Origin of the sequence: Geodermatophilus saharensis (genome assembly GCF_900188205.1) — a bacterium.
GTDB classification, from domain to species: domain Bacteria; phylum Actinomycetota; class Actinomycetes; order Mycobacteriales; family Geodermatophilaceae; genus Geodermatophilus; species Geodermatophilus saharensis.
Genome location: NZ_FZOH01000001.1, coordinates 855,277 through 878,551, shown reverse-complemented (window position 1 = coordinate 878,551; position 23,275 = coordinate 855,277). Strand labels below are relative to the sequence as shown.

General features: G+C 75.6%; 23 protein-coding genes, 1 rRNA gene and 1 pseudogene. 3 read left to right on the top strand and 22 right to left on the bottom strand.

Translation table 11 applies throughout. The features are described from left to right. The 9 genes from CHC04_RS04205 to CHC04_RS04165 form a co-directional block, all read right to left on the bottom strand. Positions 1-174, bottom strand: a 16S ribosomal RNA gene (locus CHC04_RS04205); the annotation flags it as partial. A gap of 328 nt (positions 175-502) precedes the next feature. Next, positions 503-1,303 carry a 4-hydroxy-tetrahydrodipicolinate reductase gene (gene dapB, locus CHC04_RS04200; protein ID WP_089402568.1) on the bottom strand — a complete coding sequence of 267 codons (801 nt, stop codon included), beginning with the start codon at positions 1,301-1,303 and terminating at the stop codon, positions 503-505. 49 nt (positions 1,304-1,352) lie between these two features. After that, complete coding sequence (locus CHC04_RS04195; protein WP_089402567.1) at positions 1,353-1,697, bottom strand: VanZ family protein; 345 nt, start codon at positions 1,695-1,697, stop codon at positions 1,353-1,355. A 38-nt stretch (positions 1,698-1,735) separates the two neighbouring features. After that, positions 1,736-3,082: a M16 family metallopeptidase gene (locus CHC04_RS04190; RefSeq protein ID WP_245816967.1), complete on the bottom strand. Its 1,347-nt coding sequence runs from the start codon at positions 3,080-3,082 to the stop codon at positions 1,736-1,738. Between the two features lie 34 nt (positions 3,083-3,116). Further along, positions 3,117-5,423, bottom strand: coding sequence for a polyribonucleotide nucleotidyltransferase (locus CHC04_RS04185; RefSeq protein WP_217897150.1), 2,307 nt, complete (start codon positions 5,421-5,423; stop codon positions 3,117-3,119). Between the two features lie 244 nt (positions 5,424-5,667). Beyond that, positions 5,668-5,937 (bottom strand): 30S ribosomal protein S15, encoded by a 270-nt coding sequence (rpsO, locus tag CHC04_RS04180; protein ID WP_089402566.1) that lies wholly within the window; start codon positions 5,935-5,937, stop codon positions 5,668-5,670. A 128-nt stretch (positions 5,938-6,065) separates the two neighbouring features. Continuing rightward, positions 6,066-7,034, bottom strand: a complete 969-nt coding sequence (locus tag CHC04_RS04175; RefSeq protein WP_089402565.1) for a bifunctional riboflavin kinase/FAD synthetase — start codon at positions 7,032-7,034, stop codon at positions 6,066-6,068. A gap of 31 nt (positions 7,035-7,065) precedes the next feature. Beyond that, complete coding sequence (locus tag CHC04_RS04170) at positions 7,066-8,205, bottom strand: branched-chain amino acid aminotransferase (protein ID WP_089402564.1); 1,140 nt, start codon at positions 8,203-8,205, stop codon at positions 7,066-7,068. Positions 8,206-8,313: 108 nt separating this feature from the next. After that, complete coding sequence (locus tag CHC04_RS04165) at positions 8,314-8,637, bottom strand: antibiotic biosynthesis monooxygenase family protein (protein WP_089402563.1); 324 nt, start codon at positions 8,635-8,637, stop codon at positions 8,314-8,316. Positions 8,638-8,709: 72 nt separating this feature from the next. Here CHC04_RS04165 and CHC04_RS04160 point away from each other — a divergent pair, with 72 nt between their 5' ends. Then, complete coding sequence (locus CHC04_RS04160; protein ID WP_089402562.1) at positions 8,710-9,390, top strand: HAD family hydrolase; 681 nt, start codon at positions 8,710-8,712, stop codon at positions 9,388-9,390. Between the two features lie 70 nt (positions 9,391-9,460). On the opposite strand, the gene truB is transcribed toward CHC04_RS04160, so the two are convergent. The 11 genes and pseudogenes from truB to rimP all read right to left on the bottom strand — a co-directional run bounded on the left by truB (position 9,461) and on the right by rimP (position 19,253). Then, positions 9,461-10,378: a tRNA pseudouridine(55) synthase TruB gene (gene truB / locus CHC04_RS04155; RefSeq protein WP_089402561.1), complete on the bottom strand. Its 918-nt coding sequence runs from the start codon at positions 10,376-10,378 to the stop codon at positions 9,461-9,463. 55 nt (positions 10,379-10,433) lie between these two features. Further along, the gene (locus CHC04_RS04150; RefSeq protein ID WP_089402560.1) at positions 10,434-11,738 is read right to left on the bottom strand and encodes an MATE family efflux transporter; all 1,305 of its coding nucleotides are present in this window, start codon (positions 11,736-11,738) and stop codon (positions 10,434-10,436) included. Continuing rightward, positions 11,735-12,730, bottom strand: coding sequence for a DHH family phosphoesterase (locus tag CHC04_RS04145; protein WP_089402559.1), 996 nt, complete (start codon positions 12,728-12,730; stop codon positions 11,735-11,737). Before CHC04_RS04145 ends, CHC04_RS04150 begins: the two co-directional genes overlap by 4 nt. Before the next feature lie 4 nt (positions 12,731-12,734). Continuing rightward, a complete protein-coding gene (locus tag CHC04_RS04140; protein WP_089402558.1) occupies positions 12,735-12,980 on the bottom strand; it encodes a hypothetical protein in 246 nt (81 codons plus the stop codon). Beyond that, positions 12,977-13,462 carry a 30S ribosome-binding factor RbfA gene (gene rbfA, locus CHC04_RS04135; protein ID WP_089402557.1) on the bottom strand — a complete coding sequence of 162 codons (486 nt, stop codon included), beginning with the start codon at positions 13,460-13,462 and terminating at the stop codon, positions 12,977-12,979. Before rbfA ends, CHC04_RS04140 begins: the two co-directional genes overlap by 4 nt. 66 nt (positions 13,463-13,528) lie before the next feature. Continuing rightward, on the bottom strand, positions 13,529-13,825 hold the full coding sequence (locus CHC04_RS04130; RefSeq protein WP_089402556.1) for a DUF503 domain-containing protein: 297 nt from the start codon (positions 13,823-13,825) through the stop codon (positions 13,529-13,531). An 83-nt stretch (positions 13,826-13,908) separates the two neighbouring features. Next, positions 13,909-15,741: a translation initiation factor IF-2 gene (gene infB, locus CHC04_RS24725; protein ID WP_245816978.1), complete on the bottom strand. Its 1,833-nt coding sequence runs from the start codon at positions 15,739-15,741 to the stop codon at positions 13,909-13,911. 1,089 nt (positions 15,742-16,830) lie between these two features. After that, a pseudogene (locus CHC04_RS24720) lies at positions 16,831-16,974 on the bottom strand (translation initiation factor IF-2 N-terminal domain-containing protein); the annotation flags it as partial. A 94-nt stretch (positions 16,975-17,068) separates the two neighbouring features. Next, complete coding sequence (locus tag CHC04_RS04120) at positions 17,069-17,419, bottom strand: YlxR family protein (protein ID WP_245816977.1); 351 nt, start codon at positions 17,417-17,419, stop codon at positions 17,069-17,071. Between the two features lie 41 nt (positions 17,420-17,460). Then, positions 17,461-18,594: a transcription termination factor NusA gene (nusA, locus tag CHC04_RS04115; RefSeq protein ID WP_089402553.1), complete on the bottom strand. Its 1,134-nt coding sequence runs from the start codon at positions 18,592-18,594 to the stop codon at positions 17,461-17,463. Then, positions 18,591-19,253, bottom strand: coding sequence for a ribosome maturation factor RimP (rimP, locus tag CHC04_RS04110; protein ID WP_089402552.1), 663 nt, complete (start codon positions 19,251-19,253; stop codon positions 18,591-18,593). The genes nusA and rimP overlap by 4 nt, the downstream gene beginning before the upstream one ends. Before the next feature lie 220 nt (positions 19,254-19,473). On the opposite strand from rimP, the gene CHC04_RS04105 reads away from it, so the two are divergent. Together CHC04_RS04105 and CHC04_RS04100 are read left to right on the top strand one after the other, a co-directional pair. After that, the gene (locus CHC04_RS04105; RefSeq protein ID WP_245816966.1) at positions 19,474-19,962 is read left to right on the top strand and encodes a hypothetical protein; all 489 of its coding nucleotides are present in this window, start codon (positions 19,474-19,476) and stop codon (positions 19,960-19,962) included. A 39-nt stretch (positions 19,963-20,001) separates the two neighbouring features. Continuing rightward, positions 20,002-20,454 (top strand): ferritin-like domain-containing protein, encoded by a 453-nt coding sequence (locus CHC04_RS04100; protein WP_089402550.1) that lies wholly within the window; start codon positions 20,002-20,004, stop codon positions 20,452-20,454. On the opposite strand, the gene CHC04_RS04095 is transcribed toward CHC04_RS04100, so the two are convergent. Both CHC04_RS04095 and CHC04_RS04090 read right to left on the bottom strand, forming a co-directional pair. Continuing rightward, the gene (locus tag CHC04_RS04095; protein WP_089402549.1) at positions 20,451-22,346 is read right to left on the bottom strand and encodes a penicillin-binding transpeptidase domain-containing protein; all 1,896 of its coding nucleotides are present in this window, start codon (positions 22,344-22,346) and stop codon (positions 20,451-20,453) included. The two genes, CHC04_RS04100 and CHC04_RS04095, sit on opposite strands and share 4 nt — an antisense overlap. 67 nt (positions 22,347-22,413) lie before the next feature. Further along, complete coding sequence (locus tag CHC04_RS04090) at positions 22,414-23,265, bottom strand: GNAT family N-acetyltransferase (protein ID WP_089402548.1); 852 nt, start codon at positions 23,263-23,265, stop codon at positions 22,414-22,416. Positions 23,266-23,275 lie beyond the last annotated feature (10 nt).

The following is a 23,275-nucleotide window of genomic DNA, read 5'->3' as shown; positions in this document are numbered from 1 at the left end:
ATCCGGTATTAGCCCCAATTTCTTGGAGTTATCCCAGAGCCGGGGGCAGGTTGCCCACGTGTTACTCACCCGTTCGCCACTAGGAACACCCCCGAAGAGGCGCCCTCGTTCGACTTGCATGTGTTAAGCACGCCGCCAGCGTTCGTCCTGAGCCAGGATCAAACTCTCCGTAGATGAACTTGATACCAGGCCGAGAACCGCGAGCTGACACTCGCGGAATCAATCAACCAAAGGAATCCCATCCGGACCCGAAGACCCGGAACGGGGTATTACTTGGCACTGACTTTCGGCACGCTGTTGAGTTCTCAAGGAGCGGACGCACACCAACTCCACCCTCGCGGGCTTCGTCGATGGCGGCTGTTCTACCTTACGCCGTCTTCCGGAGCTCTGCACCCTGGGTGCTTCTCCGTGGCCCTCGCGGGCTCCGTTCGGCGCAGAGAAGACAGTACACGACTCCCGGGGACCGTGCACACGGGGTCTCCGTCACACCCGGGAGCACGGCTCAGAGGCCCAGGAAGGACTCCAGTCCGACGGTCAGCCCGGGACGCCGGCCCACCTCGCGGACGGCGAGGAGGACCCCGGGCATGAACGAGGCGCGGTCGTAGGAGTCGTGCCGCAGGGTCAGGGTCTCCCCCGCCGCCCCCATGAGGACCTCCTGGTGCGCGACCAGCCCGGTGAGGCGGACGGCGTGCACGGCGATCCCGTCGACGTCGGCACCCCGGGCCCCGGGCAGCGCGTCGGTGGTCGCGTCCGGCGGGGGCGGCAGGCCGGCGTCGCGGCGGGCGGCGGCCACCAGCCGGGCGGTGCGCGCCGCCGTGCCCGAGGGAGCGTCGACCTTGTTGGGGTGGTGCAGCTCGACGATCTCCGTCGACGGGAAGAAGCGGGCGGCCTCCTGCGCGAAGCGCATGAGCAGGATCGCGCCGATGCCGAAGTTGGGGGCGATCACGACCCCGACGGAGGGCTTGGGCTCCAGCCACTCCGCGACCGTCGCGAGGCGCTGCTCGTCGAAGCCGGTGGTGCCCACCACGCAGTGGATGTCGTGGTCGACGCAGAACCGGATGTTGTCCATGACGACGTCCGGGCGGGTGAAGTCCACGACCACCTGCGCGCCGGCGTCGGCGACGTTGAACAGCCAGTCACCCTCGTCGACCATCGCCACCAGCTCGAGGTCCTCGGCGGCGTTGACCGCCTTGACCACCTCGGTGCCCATCCGCCCCCGGGCGCCCAGGACGCCCACCGGGATCCGGGACGGCTCGCCGTCCGCGCGGGCCTGGGGGTCGGGAGCAGGGGTGCCGGTGGTCACCGGGTCAGTCTCCCGGGCCGCCCGGGCGGCGCAAACCAGGACCCCGGGGTCAGCGGGCCGGGACCCGCCGCTCGGCACGGGACCAGGCCATCAGACCCAGACCCGTGCCGACGACGTCGGCGAGCCAGTCGACCACCGAGCCCGATCGCTGCAGGTCCGACAGCACCTGCAGCAGCTCGCTGACCCCTCCGTAGCCGACCAGCAGCACCGCCAGCGGGACGGCGCGGATCCCCGCCCACCGGCCGGTGACGGCGAGGGCGAGGAAGAGCACCAGGTGCACGAGCTTGTCCACGCCCGGCGGCGCGGCCGGCACGTCGTCGCCGGGCGCGAACAGGACCGCGAGCGAGACGAGCACCGTGACGGCGAAGACGCCACGGGACAGGGCGCCGTGCACGCGGAGCGCGGGATGCCGGGGCGGGACGGGCACGGACGTCAGAGCCGGTCGAGGTCGGACTCGCGGTAGGGGCCCACGACGGCCAGGCAGGTGTCGCGGCCGAGCACGTCGGCGGCGACCGCGCGGACCTGGTCCTCGTCGACGGCGGCGATCCGGTCGAGCACCTCGCGCACCGGGACGTACTCCCCGTGCGACAGCTCGCTCTTGCCCAGCCGGCTCATCCGCGACCCGGTGTCCTCCAGGCCCAGGACGGTGCCGCCGCGCAGCTGACCCCGGCCGCGGGCGACCTCCTCGGCGGTCAGCCCGTCGGCGGCCACCCGTGCCAGCTCCTCGCGCACCAGCCGGAGCACCTCCGGGACCCGCTTCTTCGCGCACCCGGCGTAGACGGAGAACGTGCCCGTGCCCGCGTAGGAGCTCAGCGAGGAGCCCACGCTGTAGACCAGCCCGCGCTTCTCGCGGATCTCCTGGAACAGCCGTGAGCTCATCCCGCCGCCGACCGCGGTCTCGAGCACCGCCGCGGCGTAGCGGCGCTCGTCGAACCGGCTCAGGGCCAGGCCGCCGTAGAGCAGGTGGGTCTGCTCGGTGCGGCGCGACACCAGGCCGGCCGGCCGCGCCGGCCGGGCCAGGTCCAGTTCCTCGCCGCGCCGCAGCGGCGCCGGGCCGGCCGGGCCGGAGAGCCGGTCGCCGAAGGCCGCCGTCACCAGGTCGAGCACCTGCTGGTGGTCCACCCGCCCGGCGGCGGTGACCACCATCGAGGGGATCGCGTAGCGCGAGCGGTACCACCCGTCGACGTCGTCGCGGGCCAGACCCTCGATGGACTCGACCGTGCCGAGGACCGAGCGGCCCAGTGCGGTGTCGCCGAAGAGCGTCTCTGCGAACAGGTCGTGCACGAGGTCGGCGGGCTCGTCGTCGCGCATGGCGATCTCCTCGAGCACCACCGTCCGCTCGGACTCGAGGTCCTCGGCGGTGTTGAGCGCCTCGGTGACGAGGTCACCGAGCAGCGCCACGGCCAGCGGGAGGTCGCTGTCGAGCACGTTCGCGTAGTAGCAGGTGTGCTCCTTGGCGGTGAACGCGTTCATCTCACCGCCGACGGCGTCCATCGCCGTCGCGATCTCCAGCGCGCTGCGGCTGCGGGTGCCCTTGAACAGCAGGTGCTCGAGGAAGTGCGAGGCGCCGGAGACGCGGGCGGTCTCGTCCCGCGAGCCGACGCCCACCCAGATGCCCAGGGTGACCGAGTGGACGCCGGGCATCGTCTCGGTGAGCACCCGCAGCCCGCCGGGCAGCACGGTGCGCTCGACGCGGCCGCCCACCTCGTCGACGTCGAGGACGCGCGTGACACCGGCCGGGGCCGGGGCGGAGGCGAGGTCGGTCGACCCCGTCCCCACCCCGGCCCCGATCGGACCCAGGTCGGTAGCCGTGTCAGGCCTCCGCGGGAGCGTCGGCCGGGGCGGCCTGGTCACCGGAGGGGGCCGCGCCGTCACCGGAGGCGGCACCGTCGCCGTCGGCGGCCACCGGGACGAGGCTGATCTTGCCGCGGGCGTCGATGTCGGTGATCTCGACCTGCAGCTTGTCCCCGACGTTGACGACGTCCTCGACCTTGCCGATGCGCTTGCCGCCGCCCAGCTTGCTGATGTGGACGAGGCCGTCCTTGCCCGGCAGCAGCGAGACGAAGGCACCGAAGGGGGTCGTCTTGACGACGGTGCCGAGGAAGCGCTCCCCGACCTTCGGCATCTGCGGGTTGGCGATCGCGTTGATCCGGTCCACCGCGGCCTGGGCCGAGGGGCCGTCGGAGGCGCCGACGTAGATCGTGCCGTCGTCCTCGATGGTGATCTCGGCGCCGGTCTCGTCCTGGATCGAGTTGATCATCTGGCCCTTGGGGCCGATGACCGCGCCGATCTTGTCGACCGGGATGCGCACCGTGGTGACCCGCGGGGCGTAGGGGCTCATCTCGTCGGGGGCGTCGATGGCCTCGTTCATCACGTCGAGGATGTGCAGCCGGGCGGCGCGGGCCTGGGTCAGCGCCTGGGCGAGCACGTCGGACGGGATGCCGTCGAGCTTGGTGTCCAGCTGCAGCGCCGTCACGAAGTCCTTCGTGCCGGCGACCTTGAAGTCCATGTCACCGAAGGCGTCCTCGGCGCCGAGGATGTCGGTCAGCGCGACGTACTCGGTCTTGCCGTCGACCTCGTCGGAGACCAGGCCCATGGCGATGCCGGCGACCGGGGCGCGCAGCGGCACACCGGCGTTGAGCAGCGACAGGGTGGAGGCGCAGACCGAGCCCATCGACGTCGAGCCGTTGGAGCCCAGCGCCTCGGAGACCTGCCGGATCGCGTAGGGGAACTCCTCGCGGTCGGGCAGCACCGGGACCAGCGCCCGCTCGGCGAGCGCACCGTGGCCGATCTCGCGCCGCTTGGGCGAGCCGACGCGGCCGGTCTCACCGGTGGAGTACGGCGGGAAGTTGTAGTTGTGCATGTAGCGCTTGCGCGTCACCGGCGACAGCGTGTCCAGCTGCTGCTCCATGCGGAGCATGTTCAGCGTGGTCACGCCGAGGATCTGCGTCTCGCCGCGCTCGAACAGCGCCGAGCCGTGCACCCGCGGGACGACCTCGACCTCGGCCGACAGCGGCCGGATGTCGGTGACGCCGCGGCCGTCGATGCGGACCTTGTCGCGCAGGATCCGCTGCCGGACGACCTTCTTGGTGACGGCGCGGAAGGCGGCCGAGACCTCCTTCTCGCGGCCGGCGAACTGCTCGGCGAGCGAGGCCAGGACCTCGTCCTTGAGCGCGTCGGTGGCGTCGTTGCGCTCGGTCTTGCCGGCGATCGACTGCGCCTGGGTGAGGCGGTCCAGGGCGGCGGACTCGACGGCGGCGTAGACGTCGTCGGAGTAGTCGAGGAAGCGCGGGAACTCGGCGACCGGCTTGGCGGCCTTCTCGGCCAGCGCCGACTGCGCCTCGCACAGCGCCCGGATGAACGGCTTGGCGGCCTCGAGGCCCTGCGCCACGACCTCCTCGGTCGGGGCGGTGGCGCCCCCGGAGACCAGCTGGATCGTCTTCTCCGTGGCCTCGGCCTCGACCATCATGATCGCGACGTCGCCGTCGGGCAGGAGGCGGCCGGCCACGACCATGTCGAAGACGGCGTCCTCGAGCTCGGCGTGGGTGGGGAAGCCGATCCACTGGCCGTTGACCAGCGCGACGCGGGTGCCGCCGACCGGGCCGGAGAACGGCAGGCCCGACAGCTGGGTGGAGGCGGAGGCGCCGTTGATGGCCAGCACGTCGTACAGGTGCTGGGGGTCCAGCGCCAGCACGGTGATGACCACCTGGACCTCGTTGCGCAGGCCCTTGGCGAAGGTCGGGCGCAGCGGGCGGTCGATGAGGCGGCAGGTGAGGATCGCGTCCTCGCTGGGCCGGCCCTCGCGGCGGAAGAACGAGCCGGGGATGCGCCCGGCGGCGTACATGCGCTCCTCGACGTCGACCGTCAGCGGGAAGAAGTCGAAGTGCTCCTTGGGCTGCCTGCCCGCCGTGGTGGCCGACAGCAGCATGCTGTCGCCCATGGTGACGACGACCGAGCCGGCGGCCTGCTTGGCCAGCCGGCCGGTCTCGAAGGTGACGCTGCGGCTGCCGTAGCTGCCGTTGTCGATGACCGCGGTGGCGGTAGTGACCCCGTCCTCGGGGTCGTACTCGGCAGCCACGCCGTTGGTGGTCTGGCTGCCCTGGGTGGTGGGTGCGGACACGGTGTCCTCTTCCTACGTCGCATGCGGCGACGTCCTCTTCGTGGCGTCTCGCGCCGGACTGCTCCGGGATGACCGGTCTTCGATCGAAGCCCGCGGGAGTCGTTCCCCCTCCCGTGGAGGGGCATGCCCGGGGGCCACCACCGAGGACCGACCAGCGTCGGGCCGCACGGCGGGCGCCGTGGTCCCGTGGGGCGGGTGCCCCACGAGAGAGGGGACCGTCCCGGTGGGACGGTCCCCTCTGGGGTCAGCGGCGCAGACCGAGCCGCTCGATGAGCGAGCGGTAGCGGGTGATGTCGGTCTTCGCCAGGTAGTTCAGCAGCCGCCGGCGGCGGCCGACCAGCAGGAGCAGGCCCCGCCGGCTGTGGTGGTCGTGCTTGTGCTGCTTGAGGTGCTCGGTCAGGTCGCTGATCCGGCGGGTGAGCATCGCGACCTGGACCTCGGGCGAGCCCGTGTCCCTCTCGACCGTCGCGTACTCGGTCATGATCTGCTGCTTCGTCGCGCTGTCGAGCGGCATGGGCGGGCCTCCTGGCCTGGGTCACGTGTGGCCCCCGGTCTGGGTCACGGGGGCAGGTCGCACACTCGTCGGGCGGCGCCCGACCGCTCCGAGGCTACCAGCGCCGCCGGAGGCGGCCCCCGCGGCGATCACCCGGCGGGGGGCAGCCCCAGCACGGTGCGGGTGCGGGCGACGTCGTCGGCCATCGCCGCGACGAGGGCGTCGACGCCGGCGAAGGAGGTCATCGGCCGCAGCCGCGAGACGAACTCGACGCCGACGTGCTCGCCGTACAGGTCACCGGCGAAGTCCAGGACGTACGCCTCGACGGTCCGCCGCGAGCCGTGGAACGTCGGGTTGGTCCCCACCGAGATCGCCGCCGGGGCGCTGTCGCGCGTGGACCCGTCCGGGGCGCGGGTCACCAGGGCGCCGGCGTAGACGCCGTCGGCCGGGATCGCGGTGAACGGCGGGCTCTCGACGTTCGCCGTCGGGTAGCCCAGCTCCCGGCCCCGCCGGTCGCCGCGGACGACGACGCCGTCCACCCGGTGCGGGCGGCCCAGCGCCCGCGCCGCGCTCTCCATGTCCCCCGCCGCGACGCAGGCGCGGATGTAGGTGGAGGAGATGGTGACCGCGCCGTCGGCCGAGTCGTCGCCGGCCAGCGGGATCCCCTCGACGGCGAAGCCGAACCGGCGGCCCTCCTGCGCGAGGGTCGTCACGTCGCCGGCCGCCCTGTGCCCGTAGGTGAAGTTCTCCCCGACGACGACGGCGGCGGCGTGCAGGTCCTCGACGAGCACGCCGTGGGCGAACTCCTCGGGGGTGAGCCGGCTGAAGTCCGGGGTGAAGGGGATGACGCACATGGCGTCGACGCCCAGCCCGGCGACGAGCTCGGCCTTGCGGTCCAGCGAGGTCAGGATCGCCGGGTGCGAGCCGGGGCGGACCACCTCGGTCGGGTGCGGGTCGAAGGTGACCAGCACGCAGGGCCGGTGCATCGCCCGGGCCCGGGCGACGGCAGTGCCGATGAGCTGCTGGTGGCCGCGGTGGACGCCGTCGTACATGCCGACGGTGACCACCGTGCGCCCGAGGTCGGCCGGGGTGGCCGCCAGCCCGCGCCAGCGCCGCACGCGCCGTCCTCCTGGGGGTCCGCCGGGTCGCTCAGGCGACCCGGTGCAGCCAGCCGTGGGTGTCGGGCACCCGGCCGTGCTGGATGTCGAGCAGGTGCTCGCGCAGGCTCATCGTGACCGGGCCGGGGGTGCCGTCGCCGACGGTGAAGTCGCCGGTGCGGGCCCGCACCTCGCCGACCGGCGTGATGACGGCGGCGGTGCCGCAGGCGAAGGTCTCGGTGACCGAGCCGTCGGCGACGCCGGAGCGCCACTCGTCGACGCTGAAGCGGCGCTCGGTGACCCGCATGCCGCGCTCGCGGGCGAGGGTGATCAGCGAGTCGCGGGTGATGCCGGGCAGCAGCGTGCCGGTGAGCTCGGGCGTGACCAGCTCGGCGTCGTCGCCGGAGCCGAGGACGAAGAACAGGTTCATCCCGCCCATCTCCTCGACGTGGCGCTTCTCCGTCGCGTCGAGCCAGACCACCTGGTCGCAGCCGGCGGCGATCGCCTGCTCCTGGGCCAGCAGGCTCGCGGCGTAGTTGCCGGCGCACTTGACGTCGCCGGTGCCGCCGGGCGCGGCGCGGATGTAGTCCTCCGACAGGTACACCGACACCGGCTGCACCCCGCGCGGGAAGTACGCGCCGGCCGGGCTGGCGATGACCAGGAAGAGGTACTCGTCGGCCGGCCGGACGCCGAGAAAGGGCTCGGTGGCCAGCTGGTAGGGCCGCAGGTAGAGCGTCTGGTCGGGGCCGGTGGGCACCCAGTCGCGGTCGGCGTCGACCAGCGCGTCGACGGCGGCGAGGAACGCCTCCTCGGGCACCGGCGGCATGGCCAGCCGGCGGGCGCTGCGGGCGAAGCGGGCGGCGTTGGCCTCGGGCCGGAAGGTGGCCACGCTGCCGTCGGGCTGGGCGTAGGCCTTGAGCCCCTCGAAGATCGACTGCGCGTAGTGCAGCGCGGCGGTGGCGGGGTCGACCTGCAGCGGCGCGTACTGCGTGAGCCGCGCGTCGTGCCAGCCGCGGCCGGCGGTGTAGCGGGCCACGAACATCGAGTCGGTGAAGTGGCGGCCGAAGCCGGGGTCGGCGAGCACCGCCTCGCGCGCGGCGACCGGGCGGCGGGTCACGTCCTCCACGGTCACCGGCACGCCCTCGGTGAAGACCCGGGTGGAGGTGCGGCTGTCGGCGAGCGTGTCGGTCATGTCTCCCACCTGCGTGAGCTCGTGCTGGAACCGGGCCGGCGGACGTCCGGCCCACGGCTCACAGTAGCGCCGGGCACCGCGGCGGCCGGGCGCCGACCGCCGCGGGGGTCAGGGCCGGTCGGGCGCCGAGCTCTCGATCACCTCGTAGGACCACAGGTGGTGGGAGTCGCTGGCCGCCGGGGCGAGCTCGTCGCCGCCGCCGTCGTGGGCGCGGGCGAAGTCCTGGCCGTCCTCCCAGGCCCGGTAGGCCTCCTCGCTCTCCCAGCGGGTGTAGACCAGGTACTGGTCGGTGCCCTCGAGGGGGCGCAGCAGCTCGAACCACTCGAAGCCCGGGGTCTTCTCCACGGCGCCGCCGCGGCCGCGGAAGCGCTCCTCGAAGCGCTCCTGGGCGTGGTGCGGCACGGTGATCGCGTTGATCTTCACGACGCTCATGCGATCCCCTTGCCCGTCCCCGCCCCCCGGCTAACCGCAGCGGGGACCGCGCGGCCGGGTGAGGATGGCGCGGTGACCCAGGACAAGCGGCCCGGCGTGCTCTTCGACGTCGACGGGACCCTGCTCGACACCAACTACCTGCAGGTCCTCGCCTGGTGGCAGGCGTTCCGCGACACCGGGCACGAGGACGTGTCGATGGCCGCCTGCCACCGCTCGATCGGCATCGCCAGCGAGGAGCTGGTCACCCACCTGCTCGGCGACGGGGCCGACGACGTCGAGGAGGTGTCCGACGCCAAGACCCGGCGCTACGAGCCGCTGCGCGAGCTGGTGACGCCCTTCCCCCGCGTCGACGACCTGCTGGCCGCCTGCCGGGAGCAGGGCCTGGCCGTGGTGCTGGCCACCAGCGGCAAGGAGTCCGACCTGGAGTGGATGGTGCCGGCGATCGGCGGCGAGGACGTCGTCGACGGGACCACCTGCTCGGCCGACGTCGAGGCGGCCAAGCCGGCGCCGGACCTGCTGCAGACCGCCGTCGAGGCACACGGCCTGGACGCCTCCCGCACCGTCGTCGTCGGGGACACCGTCTGGGACGTGCGGGCCGCCCGCGACGCCGGGCTGCCGTGCGTCGGGGTGACCTGCGGTGGCATCTCCCGCGCCGAGCTGCTCGAGGCCGGCGCCGACGAGGTCTACGACGACCCGGCCGACCTGCTCGCCCACCTGGACGACTCCCTGATCGGCAAGGCCGCCCGCGGCTAGACGAAGGACCCCCGTGCCCCGTGCCTCGCACGCTCGGCGCGGGCCCCTGCACGAGAGCCGTTCCAGACCCTCACCCGGGGAAGCCGACCGCGACCCGGGCGGTGGAGCCGGCGTCCTCGACCAGCGCCACCAGCCGGCCGGCGGGGTCGACGGCGGCCACCAGCCCCGGGCGGCCGGTCGCGGGCACCCGCTGCCCGTACCCGAGGGCGCGCGCCTCGTCGTCGGTGAGCCGGCGCTCGGGGAAGACGGCGGTGGCCGCGTCGGTGAGGCCCAGCACGCCCGGCCCGCCGCCGGCGGCCAGCGCGGCCGCGGCCTCCTCGACCGGGGCGGCCTGCGCCGTGGTGAACGGGCCCGACGCCGTGCGCCGCAGCGCGGTGAGGTGGCCGCCGACGCCGAGCGCGGCGCCGGCGTCCCGGGCGATGGCCCGCACGTAGGTGCCGGCGGTGCAGGCCACGGTGACCTCGACGTCGACCAGGTCGGGCGTGGGCCGGCTGAGGCGGTGGACGTCGATGCGGTGCACCGTGACCGAGCGCGGCTCGAGCACCACCTCCTCGCCGGCCCGCACCCGGTCGTAGGAGCGGCGGCCGCCGACCTTGACCGCGCTGACCGAGGAGGGCACCTGCTGCAGCGAGCCGGTCTGGGCGGCGAGCGCGGCGCGGACGGCGTCGTCGTCGAGGGAGGCGGCCGAGGTGGTGGTGAGCACCTCCCCCTCGCGGTCGTCGGTGACCGTCGTCTGACCGAGCCGCACGGTCGCGTCGTAGACCTTGTCCGAGCTGCCGAGATGACCGAGCAGCCTCGTGGCGGCCCCGACGCCGAGCACCAGCAGGCCGGTGGCCATCGGGTCGAGGGTGCCGGCGTGGCCGACCCGGCGGACCGAGAGCACCCGCCGGGCGCGGACGACGACGTCGTGCGAGGTCATCCCGCCGGGCTTGTCGACCAGCAGGACGCCCGGGGTCACGTCGGCGTCGGCGGCGCGGCGGCGGCTCATCTCGGGGTCCCCGCGAAGACGTGGAGCGCCGGCAGAGCGTCTTCGCCTGGTGGGTTCACGTCCCCACGGTGGCAGGTGCGGTCAGCCACCGGTCCCCCGCCACCCGGACCAGGACGGCCACCAGCCGCAGCGCGATGAAGGCCGTCAGGCCGGTCCACACACCGGCCAGGCCCCAGCCGAGCGGGCCGGACAGCAGCGACAGCGGGAGGAACCCGACCAGCGCGGCCCCGACGGTGACGGTGCGCAGGTAGGCGACGTCGCCGGCGCCCATGAGGACGCCGTCGAGGGCGAACACGACGCCGGCCAGCGGCTGGAACCCGGCGAGGAACCACCAGACCACCTCGGCCTGCGCGCGCACCGCGGGGTCACCGGTGAACAGCGGGACGAGCAGCTCCCGGCCGGCCAGCAGGAGGGCGGCGACCAGGACGCCGGTGCCCAGCCCCCACAGCGTCACCCGCCGGGCGACGGCGCGGGCCTCGCCGGGCCGGCCGGCGCCGAGGGCGTGACCGACCAGCGTCTGCGCGGCGATGGCGTAGGCGTCCAGGACCAGCGCGAGGAAGAGGAACAGCTGCAGGGCGATCTGGTGCGCGCCCAGCTGGGCCTGCCCGGCGCGGGCGGCGACACCGGCCGCGACGAGGAAGGCCAGCTGCAGCACGGTGGCCCGCAGCAGCAGGTCGCGGCCCAGGACCAGCTGCGCGCGGACGGCGGCCGGGCGGAACCGCCGGTCGGCACCCTCGCGCAGCAGCGCCCGCACGAACAGCGCCGCCGTCAGGGACTGGCCGGCGAGGTTGGCCACCGCCGACCCGGGCAGGCCCAGCCCCGCGGGGTGCACGAGCAGGGGGCACAGCACCAGGCTGAGCAGGCTGCCGGCCAGCACGAAGCGCACCGGCCGGCGCAGGTCCTGCACCCCGCGCAGCCAGCCGTTGCCGGCCAGGGAGACCAGCAGCAGCGGCGCGCCGCAGCCGGCGATGCGCAGCCACTGCTCCCCCGCGGCGGCCACCTCGCCGGGCCCGCCGGCCAGCGCGCGGGTCAGCGGCCCGGCCAGGACCTGGAGGAGCAGGACGACGGCGGCACCGAGCAGCAGCGCCAGCCAGGTGGCCTGCACGCCCTCGGCGACGGCGCCGGCGCGGTCGCCCGCCCCGGCGCGGCGGGCGGCGCGGGCGGTGGTGCCGTAGGCGAGGAAGTTGAGCAGCGCGGCGGCCCAGGCCAGGAGCCCGCCGCCGACGGCGAGCCCGCCCAGCGGCACGGTGCCCAGGTTGCCGACGACGGCCGTGTCGACGAGCAGGTACAGCGGCTCGGCGGCCAGCACGACCAGTGCCGGCGCCGCCAGCGCGAGGACCGAGGGGCGGTGCGCGGTCACGCCCCGAGCTGCTCGCGCAGCGCCGCGATGGAGGCCCCGAGGTCGAGCCGCGAGGTGTAGCCGGCCGCGGCCCGGTGCCCGCCCCCGCCCAGCGCCATGGCGACGCGGGCGACGTCGGTGCCGCCGCGGGAGCGCAGCGACACCGACCACGTGCCGTCGTCCTGGCCCTTGAGCACGCAGGCGACGTCGGCCTCCGCGGTCGTGCGGACGACGTCGACCAGCGCCTCCAGCTGCTCGCCGGGCAGGCCGTGCTCGGCCGCCTCCGCGCTGCTGGACCAGGTCCACACCAGGCCGCCGCCGACCTCGCGCTCGAGCACCGCGCGGCCGGTCACCGCCGAGAGCAGCCGCAGCCAGCCGAAGGGAGCGGTGTCGAACAGCCGCCGGCTGATCGCGGCGTGGTCGATGCCGGTGGCCAGCAGCCGGGCGGCCAGCGCGTGGGTCTCCGGGCGGGTGCTGCCGAAGCGGAAGGACCCGGTGTCGGCGGCCAGGCCGGCGTAGAGCAGCGTCGCGAGCTGGGCGTCGAGGTCGACGCCGAGCCGGTCGAGCAGGTCGGCGACCAGGACGACGGTCGCCGGTGCCGCGGGGTCGACCAGCCGCACGTCGCCGAAGCCGGGGTTGCTGGCGTGGTGGTCGAGCACCACGGAGGTCCCGGCCCGCTCCAGCAGCGGCGCGAGCTCGCCGAGCCGGGCCGGGGAGGCGGCGTCGAGGCTGACGAAGACGTCCGGGGCGGGGTCGACGGCGCTGGCCGGCAGCAGCCCCTCGGCGCCCGGCAGCCAGCCCAGGGAGGCCGGCAGCACGTGCCGCCCGGGGAAGGTCGCGACCACGCGCGCGCCGCGCCGGCGCAGGCCCTCGGCGAGGGCGAGCGTGCTGCCCAGCGCGTCGGCGTCGGGCTGCACGTGCCCGGAGAGCACGACGGTCGCACCGGCGTCGGCGGCCGCGGCCAGCACCGCCACCGGCGTGCCGACCGCCGGCTGCGTGGGTGTGGCGGTCATGCGCTCAGGCGTCCGGGCCGGGGTCGGCGACCGGGGCGGCGTCGGTGTCCTCGGTGACCAGGCCGCCGCCGGGCGGCAGCGGGGGGCCGCCGTCGTCGGGCTCGTCCTCGGCGATGCTGGGGACCGCGCCGATCTGCCCGGTGCGGCCGCCGTCGGTGGGGTCGCCGGCGTCGGGCTCGGCGCGCCCGCCGAGCTCCGAGCGGCCCAGGCCCTCGTCGGGCAGGTGCGGATCGGGGTCGTTCTCGCTCACGAGGCGTTCCTGCTCTGCTCGGACGGGGCCTCGGCGCCCGCGGCGTCGGAGGGCTCGTCGTCGGCCTCGGGGTGCCGGTAGGGGTCGGCGTCCCCGGCGTAGGTGGCGTTCTCGCGCAGGCGGGCCAGCTCGGCGTCGGCCGAGCGGACCCGCTCGAGGGCGGCGTCGAGCTCGCGGGCGGTGTCGGGGACGACGTCGGAGACGAAGGTCAGCGTCGGCACGAACTTGATGCCGGTCTGCCGGCCGACGGTCGAGCGCAGCACGCCGGTGGCGCTGGCGAGGGCACGCGCGGAGTCGGCGGCCTGGGTGGCGTCGCCGTAGACGGTGTAGAAGACGGTGGCCTCGCGCAGGTCGCTGGTGACCCGGGCGTCGGTCACGGTGACCATGCCCAGCCGCGGGTCCTTGATCTGCGACTCGATGGCCGACGAGACGATCTGGCGGATGCGCACCGCGAGCTTGCGGGCGCGGGCGGGATCGGCCACGGCGGACCTCCGGGGATCGGGGGCGCGTCGAGGCGCGCCCGGGTCGGGCAGGGGTGGTGGGGCCGGCTAGTCGTCGGTGTCGGAGAACAGCTGTCGGTGCGTCGACAGCAGGGTCACCTCCGGCCGTTCGGCCAGCAACCGCTCGCAGGCGTCGAGGACGTCGGTCACCTGACCGGCGTCCCCCGCCACGGTGGCGACCCCGACCTGCACGCGGCGGTGCAGGTCGAGGTCGCCGACCTCGGCGGCGGCCACGGCGAAGCGGCGCCGCAGCTCGGCCACGATCGGCCGGACGACGGCGCGCTTGCCCTTGAGCGAGTGGACGTCGCCGAGCAGCAGGTCGGCGGTGAGAGATCCGGTGAACATCACTCACCGCCGACCGCTGGAACGGCCCCCTTGCAGGGTCCCGCCACGAGCCTGCGAGTGGTGGGGGGCAAGGGGGTCCTTTCTCAGGTGCGCGGCTTCTCGCGGACCTCGAAGGTCTCGATGACGTCCTCGACCTTGATGTCGTTGAACGACCCCAGGCCGATACCGCACTCGTAGCCCTCGCGGACCTCGGTGACGTCGTCCTTGAACCGGCGCAGCGACTCGACGGTGAGGTTGTCGGCGACGACGACCCCGTCACGGACCAGCCGGGCCTTGGAGTTCCGGTTGATCGTGCCGCTGCGGACGATGGAGCCTGCCACGTTGCCGATGCGCGGCACGCGGAAGACCTCGCGGACCTCGGCGGTGCCGAGCGCGACCTCCTCGTACTCCGGCTTGAGCATGCCCTTGAGGGCCGCCTCGATCTCCTCGATCGCCTGGTAGATGACCGAGTAGTACCGGACGTCGATGCCCTCGCGGTTGGCGAGCTCGGTGGCCTGCCCCTCGGCCCGGACGTTGAAGCCCAGGACGATGACGTCGTCGGCCAGCGCCAGGTCGATGTCGCTCTTGGTGATCGACCCGACGCCGCGGTGGATGACCCGCAGCGAGACGTCGTCGCTCACCTCGATCTTCATCAGCGCCTCCTCGAGCGCCTCCACGGTGCCCGAGTTGTCGCCCTTGATGATCAGGTTGAGCTGGCGGTTCTCCTTGAGCGCGGCGTCGAGGTCCTCGAGGCTGATCCGCTTGCGCATCGAGGCGTTCTGCGCGTTGCGGATGCGGGCCTGCCGCCGGTCGGCGATCTGCCGGGCGACGCGGTCCTCCTCGACGACGAGGAAGGTGTCACCGGCACGCGGCACCGAGGTGAGGCCGACGACCTGCACGGGGCGGGCCGGCGAGGCCTCCTTCAGCTTGTTGCCGTACTCGTCGAGCAGCGACCGGACGCGGCCGTAGGCGTCGCCGGCCACGATCGAGTCGCCGACGCGCAGCGTGCCGCGCTGGACCAGCACCGTGGCGACGGGGCCGCGGCCCTTGTCCAGCTTGCCCTCGATGACCACGCCCTGCGGGTCCTGCTCGGCGTTGGCGCGCAGGTCCAGCGAGGCGTCGGCGGTCAGCAGGATCGCCGCGAGCAGGTCGTCGATGCCCTGCCGGGTGGTCGCGGAGACGTCGACGAACATCGTGTCGCCGCCGTACTCCTCGGCCACCAGGCCGTACTCGGTGAGCTGCTGGCGGATCTTGGCGGGGTTGGCCCCCTCCTTGTCCACCTTGTTGACCGCGACCACGATCGGCACCGCGGCGGCCTGGGCGTGGTTGAGCGCCTCGACCGTCTGCGGCATGACGCCGTCGTCGGCGGCCACGACCAGGACGACGATGTCGGTCACCTTCGCCCCACGGGCACGCATCGCGGTGAACGACTCGTGACCCGGGGTGTCGATGAAGGTGATCGGCCGCTCCTCGCCCTCCAGCTCGGTGACGACCTGGTAGGCGCCGATGTGCTGGGTGATGCCGCCGGCCTCCCGCGCCACCACGTTGGTGTTGCGGATGGCGTCGAGCAGCTTGGTCTTGCCGTGGTCGACGTGACCCATGACGGTGACGACCGGCGGACGGGCCACCCAGTCGTCCTCGTCGCCCTCGTCGCCGAAGGTGAGGTCGAAGGTCTCGAGGAGCTCGCGGTCCTCGTCCTCCGGCGAGACGACCTGGATGTCCCAGCCGATCTCGGCACCGAGCAGCTGCAGGGTGTCCTCGTTGACCGACTGCGTCGCGGTGACCATCTCGCCCAGGTGGAACAGGGCGGTCACCAGCGCCGCCGGCTGGGCGCCGATGCGCTCGGCCAGGTCGGTCAGCGAGGCGCCACGGGGCAGGCGGACGACCTGCCCGTTGCCGCGGGGCAGGCTGACGCCGCCCATGCTGGGCGCCGCCATCTGGTCGAACTCCTGGCGCCGCTGCTTCTTGCTCTTGCGCCCGCGGACGGGACCGCGCCCGCCCGGACGGCCGAAGGCACCCGCGGTGCCGGCACCGGAGCCACCGCGGCCACGGCCGCGACCGCCACCGCCACCGCCGCTGCGGAACCCGCCGGCCGGCGCGCCACCGCCACCACCGGGGCCGCCGCCACCGGGACGGAAGCCGCCGCCACCACCCGGGGCACCCGGGCGGCCACGGCCGCCGGGACCACCGGGACCGCCGCCGGGACGACCGGCACCGGCCGGACGCGGCGGCATCATGCCCGGCGAGGGCCGGGGCGGCATCATGCCCGGGTTGGGCCGGGGACCACCCGGGCCGGCCGCGGGACGCGGGCCACCGGCACCGGGACCCGGACGCGGGCCACCGGGGCGGGGACCGCCGGCGCCGGGCGCCGGGCGCGGACCGCCGGCACCGGGGCCGGGACGCGGGCCACCGGCCGCCGGACCCGGACGCGGGCCGGCCGCGGCGGGACGCGGTGCGCTGCTGAAGGGGTTGTTGCCCGGCCGCGGCGCCGGACGGGGACCCGGCCGCGGACCGGCACCCGGGGCGCCCGGAGCGGCGGCGGGACCGCCGGGACGGGGAGCGCCGGGAGCCGCCGGACGCGGGGCGGCCGGACGGGCCGGACCGGGGACGGGGCCACCGGCCGGACGCTGCGCCGGCGCACCGGGGCGCGGGGCGCCGGGGGCCGCCGGACGCGGGCCCTGCGGCGCGGCCGGCTGCTGCACCGGGGCACTGGCGGCCGGAGCACTGGCCGCCGGTGCACTGGCGGCCGGGGCGCTGGCCGCCGGGGCGCTGGCGGCCGGCGCCTGGGGCGCGACCGGTCGCGGACCGGGGGTCGGGGCACCGGGACGCGGCGCACCCGGGCGGGGACCCGGGGTCTGGCCGGCCGACGGAGCGGGCGCCGCCGGAGCGGCGGGCGCCTGCGGGGCGCGCGCGGCGGGCTGCGGCGCGGACGGGCGCGGGGCGGCCGGACGGGCCGCGGGGGCCGCGCTCCCGTTGCCGCCGTTGCCACCGCCGTTGCCGCCGCCGGTCGCGGCGCCGAGGGCCTCCCGCAGCCGCCGGGCCACGGGGGCCTCGACGGTGGAGGAGGCGGACTTCACGAACTCGCCCTGCTCCTTGAGCTTGGCGAGGACGGTCTTGCTGTCGACCCCGAACTCCTTGGCGAGTTCGTGGACGCGGGCTTTGCCTGGCACGGATCTCCTCTGGTGAGGCCGGCGGCTCGCCCGCGCGACCTCGTCGTCAGTGGTGCATGGTCTGGCTTGTCATCGTGGGGACTTCACGGCTGGCTCATCCGACGACGTCCTGCTCTCGACGTGCGGACCGGCCGGGTGCCGGTCCGTCTGGGGTGCGGTCTGTCGTTCGTTCGCTGTCGCCCGTCCCGGGCCGGGGGTCCTCCTGCGCCGCGGCGCCGAGGACGTGGGCCCGGAGCGGACCGGCCTCCACCGCGGCGCCGCCTCCGGGGAGGCGCAGCGCCCGGGGGAAGGCCCGGCGTCGCTCCGCTGCGTGCAGGCACTCCGGGGTGGGGTGCAGGGAGGCTCCCCGGCCGGGGAGCCTCCTCCGCGGATCGGGCACGAGGGTCCCGGACCGGTGGACGACACGCAGCAGGTCGGTGACCGGAGCGCGCTTCCGGCAGCCCACACAGGTGCGCACCGGGATCGACGTTTCGGCCACCCGTCATCCTAGCGCGCGGCGGGCCCCCGTTGTTCCGGGCGCCGGGCACCGGGGCGCAGGCCCCCTCCGCCGGGGGACGGACGGCCGCCGGAGGCGCCGGCGCGGACCGGCGGCGGACCCGAGCGCAGCGGCGGGCGACCCACGCCGGGCGAGGGCGCGGCGTCGTCGGCCTGGGCGTCGCTGCGGATGTCGATCCGGCAGCCGGTCAGCCGGGCGGCCAGGCGGGCGTTCTGCCCCTCCTTGCCGATGGCCAGCGACAGCTGGTAGTCGGGGACGACGACCCGCACCGCCTTGGCCTTCGGGTCGACCAGCGTCGCGCTGTTCACCCGGGCCGGGCTCAGCGCCGAGGCGACGAAGGTGGCCGGGTCGTCGGACCAGTCGACGATGTCGATCTTCTCGCCGTGCAGCTCGCTCATGACGTTGCGCACCCGCTGGCCCATCGGCCCGATGCAGGCGCCCTTGGCGTTGAGGCCCGGCACGGAGGTGCGGACGGCGATCTTCGAGCGGTGTCCGGCCTCGCGCGCGACGGCGACGATCTCGACGCTGCCGTCGGCGATCTCGGGGACCTCGAGCGCGAACAGCTTGCGCACCAGGTTCGGGTGGGTGCGCGAGACGGTCACCTGCGGGCCGCGGTAGGTGCGCGACACCGACACGACGTAGGCGCGCAGCCGACTGCCGTGGGGGTAGCGCTCGCCGGGCACCTGCTCGGCGGCCGGGAGCACCGCCTCGACCTTGCCGATGTCGACCAGGACCGAGCCCTGGGCGTTGCGGCGGGCGTCGGCCTGGACGACGCCGCTGACGATGTCGCCCTCCTTGCCCGCGTACTCCCCGAAGGTCTGCTCGTGCTCGGCGTCGCGCAGCCGCTGGACGATCACCTGCTTGGCGGTGCTGGCCGCGATCCGGCCGAAGTCGGAGGGGGTGTCGTCCCACTCGCGCACGACCTCGCCGTCGGCGCCGAGCTCCTGGGCCAGCACCGCGACCTCGCCGCTCTTGCGGTCCACGTGCACCCGCACGTGCTTGGCGGCGCCGTCGGCGTGCCGGTAGGCGGTCACCAGCGCCGTCTCGATGGCCTCGATGACCGTGTCGGCGGGGATGCCCTTCTCCCGCTCGACCGCCTTGAGGGCGGTCACGTCGATGTTCACTGTCCTCCTCCGTCGTCGCCCTCGTCGTCGTCCGCCGGGTCGTCGTCCAGCTCGTCGTCGTGCAGCTCGTCGTCGTGCAGCTCGTCGTCGTGCAGCTCGTCGTCGTGCGGGTCCTCGTCGTGGGCGGCGCCCTCGTCGCGGGCGGGGCGGCCGAACTCGACCTGCACCCGGCCGGCCCCCAGCTGCGCCCACGGCACCTGCCGCGGGGTGGGCGCCTTGCGCTTGGCGCCGGGCTTGCCCGGCTTCTCCACCGCGAGGGTGACCCCGGCGTCGTCGACGGCGGTGACGCGCCCGGTCACCTGCTCGGCGGCCCCGGCCGGCCCCACGGTGACCGTGACCAGCCGGCCGGTGTTGCGCCGCCAGTGCCGCGGCTCGGTCAGCGGCCGGTCGACGCCGGGGCTGGTCACCTCGAGCACGTAGGGGGCGCGGCCCAGCTCGCCGTCGTTGCGGTCGAGCACGGCCGAGACCGCGCGGCTGACCTCGGCGACGTCGTCGAGGGACACGCCCTCGTCGCGGTCGACGACGACCCGCACGACGCTGCGCCGGCCGGCGGGGGTGACCACCAGCTCCTCGAGGTCGTACCCCGCGGCGGTGACGACCGGCTCGATCCAGCCGGCGAGCCTCGTCGCGGCCGGGTCCTGCTGATGCGTGGCGGACACGGGCTCCCTCCCCTCTGCACCGGTCGGAGCTCGTGCTCGGCGGACCGCACCCCGGGGCCGCGGACGGCGGCGCGCACGCCCGCCGGCGGCGTACCCGGGAAGAGGTCAGGCTACCGCTCCCCCGCGGCACCGGCCCCGGCCGCTCCGGGCCCCCGCGCCGCAGCGGCCGCCCGCCCGTCGCTGCCCGGAGCACGACCGGGCGCCTGGGAGGATGGCCGTGATGTCCACCTCCTCCCCCGCCGGGTTCTCCCGGCGCCGGCTGCTGGCCGGCGCCGGCGGGCTGGCACTGCTGGCGGCCGGGTGCACCTCCGGCGGGGCCGACGGCGGCTCCGCCGGCGACGCGGCGCGGGCCGCCGCGCAGGACGACCGGCTGGCCGGCCAGGTGCCCGTGCAGGAGGCGGTGGTGGCCGCCTACGACGCCGCCGCGGCCGCCGACCCGGGGCTGGGGGGCCGGGTGACGCCCCTCGCCGCGCAGGCCCGCGAGCAGCTCGACCGGCTGCGGGAGGCGGCGCCGTCCGCCACCGCCTCGGCGACGGCACCCGCGCCCGCCCCGCCGGCCGGCGCGGACGTGCTCGGCTGGCTGCGCGAGCAGGTCGCCGCCGCCACGGCCTCGCACGCCGACGCCTGCCTGGACGCCTCGGGCGCGCGGGCGGCGCTGCTGGGGTCGGTGGCGGCCGGGCTGCGCGGTCACGAGGCCGCACTGGTGTGAGGGGCCGGCGTGAGGGAGCTGTGGTGAGGAGGCACCGACGTGACCGATGACGGCACGGCGACCGGCGGGGAGGACGGCGCCCTGCAGGACGCCCTGGCCGCCGAGCACGCGGCGGTGTGGGGCTACGGCGTCGTCGGTGCGGCGCTGCCGCCGGAGGGGCGCGCCCAGGCGGTCGACGGCGAGCAGGCCCACCGCGACGCCCGCGACCGGCTGGCCGCGCTGCTGGACGAGCGCGACGCCGACCCGGTGCCGGCCGAGGCGGGCTACGAGCTGCCGTTCCCGGTGCTGTCGCCGGTCGACGCCGCCGCGCTCGGCGCCGTCCTCGAGGAGGGCGTCTCGGCGAGCTGGGTGGCACTGCTCGACGCCGCGGAGGACACCGGCGTCCGCCGGCTGGCACTCGACGCGCTGGTGGCCGCGGAGGTCCGCGCCGTCGCCTGGCGCGCCGCGGCCGGCCGCCCGGACACCACCGCGGCGCTGCCGGGCATCTCCTAGCCGAGGGCGCCGAGGAAGGCGTCGGTGACGGCGACGGCGGTGCTGCTGGACTGCCCGCCCTCGACCAGTACCGCGAACGCGACGTCGCCCTGCGGACCGGCGAGCTGGTAGCCCACGAACCAGCCGTGCGCGTCGGGCGGGGTGTTGCTGCCGAACTCCGCGGTGCCGGTCTTGCCGTAGACCTCGCCGCGGTCGGCCAGTTCCCGCGCGGTGCCGGTGAGCACCACCTGCCGCATCAGCGGCCGGAGCTGGTCGAGCACCGCCGGGTCCGGACCGGCCGGTGCGGGACCGGCCGGCTCCGCACCCACCACCTCGACGGGGACGGCCGGGGTCCCGGCGGCGACGCCGGCGGCCACCAGCGCCATCTGCGCCGGGCTCATGAGCACCTGGCCCTGGCCGATGGCGTCGGCCGCCTTGGTCGTGCCGGTGGAGTCGGTCGGGACGCTGCCGGAGAACAGCTCGACCGGGAGCTGCCAGTCGCTGCCGACGCCGTAGGAGGCGGCCGCGGCGGCCAGCGCGTCGTCGGGCAGCTGCAGGGCGGCCTGGATGAAGGTCGTGTTGCACGACTGGGCGAAGGCCTCGGTGAACGGCACGGTGCCGAGGTCGAACTGGTCCTGGTTCTCGAACTCGCGGCCGTCGACCACCGTCGTCCCCGGGCACGCGACCGGGGCGTCGGGGGTCACCGTGCCGGCCGACAGCAGCGCCGTCGCGGTGATCGTCTTCATGCTCGAGCCGGGCGGGTACTGCCCGGTGAGCGCGTTGCCGGCCGCGGCGGCCTCGTTGGAGGAGACGGCGAGCAGCTCGCCGGTGCCCGGCCGCACGACGACGAGGTGGGTGGGCAGCGGCTGGGTGGCGACGGCGCCGTCGGCGGCCTCCTGCAGCGCGCGGACGATCGGCGTCTGCAGCGGGCTGCCCGGCACCGGGGCGACGGCGGCCACCTCGCGGCCGGGGTCGCCGGTGGTCTCGTCGGTGCTGAGCACCGAGACGGTGTAGCCGGGGGTGCCGGTGAGCTGCTCCTGGAAGGCCCGCTGCAGGCCGGAGAGGCCCAGCTCGTCGCCGGCGGCGTAGGCCGCGACCCCGTCGGTGGTGGTCTCCTCGATCACCTCGGCGGTGGCGTCCCCGACCCGGCCGAGCAGCGCCGCGGCGAAGCGGGGGGACGGGGCGAGCAGCCGGGTGTCGGTGGGGAACACCGCCCCGGGGAGGTCGAACACCTGCGCGCGGATGGCCTCGAACTGCGGACGGCGCAGGGTGATGACCGGCACGAACTGGCCGGGCGGGGCGGCCTGGACGTCGGCGGTGATGTCCTCGGCGGCGACCCCGGTGGCCGCCGACAGCGCCGAGGCCAGCGCCGGCAGGTCGGTGACCTGGGCGGTGTCGACGCCGACGTTGACCACCTCGGTGGGGACGAAGATCGGCTGGCCGGCGGCGTCGGTGATGGCGGCGCGCTCGGGCAGCGAGCGGGTCAGCTGCAGGCGCTGCCCCTCCCCCAGCTCCGGGTGCACCACCGTCGGCCCGGCGACGACCTCCCAGCCCTCCTCGGCCTCCCGCAGCTCGAGGGTGGCGTCGTAGGTCCAGTCGGGGGCCGCGGCGAGGTCCCAGGTGGCGGTCCAGGCGGCGGTGGCGGTGCCGTCGTCGACGGTCACGTCGCCCAGCTCGGCGGCCAGCGTGGCCCCGGGCAGGTCGGCGGCGGTCTGCTCCAGCAGCGCGCCGGCCGCGTCCGGGTCGGTGGTCCCCGCGGCGGCGGCGCCGGTGTCCCCGCCGGTCCAGTCGTCGAGGAAGGCCTGGGCGGCGGCGCGGACGTCGTCCTCGGAGCTGCCGGAGCAGGCCGTGAGGACGGGCGCGGACAGGAGGGTGAGGACCGTGCCGAGGACCGCCGTGCGTCGTGCTGCCACGTCGGCACACCCTGTCAGACGGAGACGACGTCCCCGTGGAGGCCGCCCGGTCCGCCGGGGAGCCGGTTCAGAACAGGACGCTCGCGTAGCAGCCGACCTCGGCGAACCCGACACGGCGGTAGACCGCGCGGGCCGGGGCGTTGTAGTCGTTGACGTAGAGGCTGACGACGGGGGCGATCGAGGTCCGCGCGTACTCGACGACGGCGGCCATCCCGGCCGCCCCGATCCCGCGGCCGCGCACCTCCGGTGCGGTCCACACGCCCTGCACCTGGCAGGCCGCGCGCGACACCGCCCCGATCTCGGCCTTGAACAACACCCGGCCGTCCTCGATCCAGGCCAGCGACTGCCCGGCGCGCACCAGGTCCTCGACCCGCGCGCGGTAGCCGGCGCCGCCGTCGACCCGCAGCGGGCTGACCCCGACCTCCTCGGTGAACATGGCCACCGCGGCGGGCAGCAGCACGTCGACCTCGGACGGGCGGACCGGCCGCACCCGCGGCTCGGGGACGACGGCCGGCGGCCCCTCGATGGCCAGCAGCGGCTGCCGGGGCCGGTGGTCGCGGGCCGGCCCCCAGGAGGGCTCTAGCTGCTCCCACAGCGGGTCGACGGCGGCGGCCGGGCCGACGATCGTCGAGCAGCGCCGCCCGGCCCGTCGGGCCCGCTCGGCGAAGGCGGTGGCGGCGGCCCGCTCGGCGCCGGGGACGGCGAACGGGATCAGGTTGGCCCCGGCCAGGCAGACCGCGTCGAGGCTGCGGCCGCTGCCGATGCCCCACAGCGGCGCGCCGAGCGCCGTCGGGGCGGTGCCGACCGCCTCCACCCGGCCGGCGAGGACGCAGGCCGCGACCGGGTCGGCGGCCAGCAGGCGGCGGACGGCCGCCTCGTCGCCCTCGTCGAGGACGCGGGCGGTCGGCGAGCGGAGCACGGCGCGGTGC

Excerpts from the sequence above, each read along its gene's own strand:
- CHC04_RS04145 (WP_089402559.1), bottom strand. The coding sequence starts at position 12,730 with ATGACCGCCACACCCACGCAGCCGGCGGTCGGCACGCCGGTGGCGGTG.
- infB (WP_245816978.1), bottom strand. The coding sequence starts at position 15,741 with ATGGCGGCGCCCAGCATGGGCGGCGTCAGCCTGCCCCGCGGCAACGGG.
- rpsO (WP_089402566.1), bottom strand. The coding sequence starts at position 5,937 with ATGCCGCTCGACAGCGCGACGAAGCAGCAGATCATGACCGAGTACGCG.
- CHC04_RS04170 (WP_089402564.1), bottom strand. The coding sequence starts at position 8,205 with ATGACCGACACGCTCGCCGACAGCCGCACCTCCACCCGGGTCTTCACC.
- CHC04_RS04130 (WP_089402556.1), bottom strand. The coding sequence starts at position 13,825 with ATGTTCACCGGATCTCTCACCGCCGACCTGCTGCTCGGCGACGTCCAC.
- CHC04_RS04105 (WP_245816966.1), top strand. The coding sequence starts at position 19,474 with ATGTCCACCTCCTCCCCCGCCGGGTTCTCCCGGCGCCGGCTGCTGGCC.
- CHC04_RS04165 (WP_089402563.1), bottom strand. The coding sequence starts at position 8,637 with ATGAGCGTCGTGAAGATCAACGCGATCACCGTGCCGCACCACGCCCAG.
- truB (WP_089402561.1), bottom strand. The coding sequence starts at position 10,378 with ATGAGCCGCCGCCGCGCCGCCGACGCCGACGTGACCCCGGGCGTCCTG.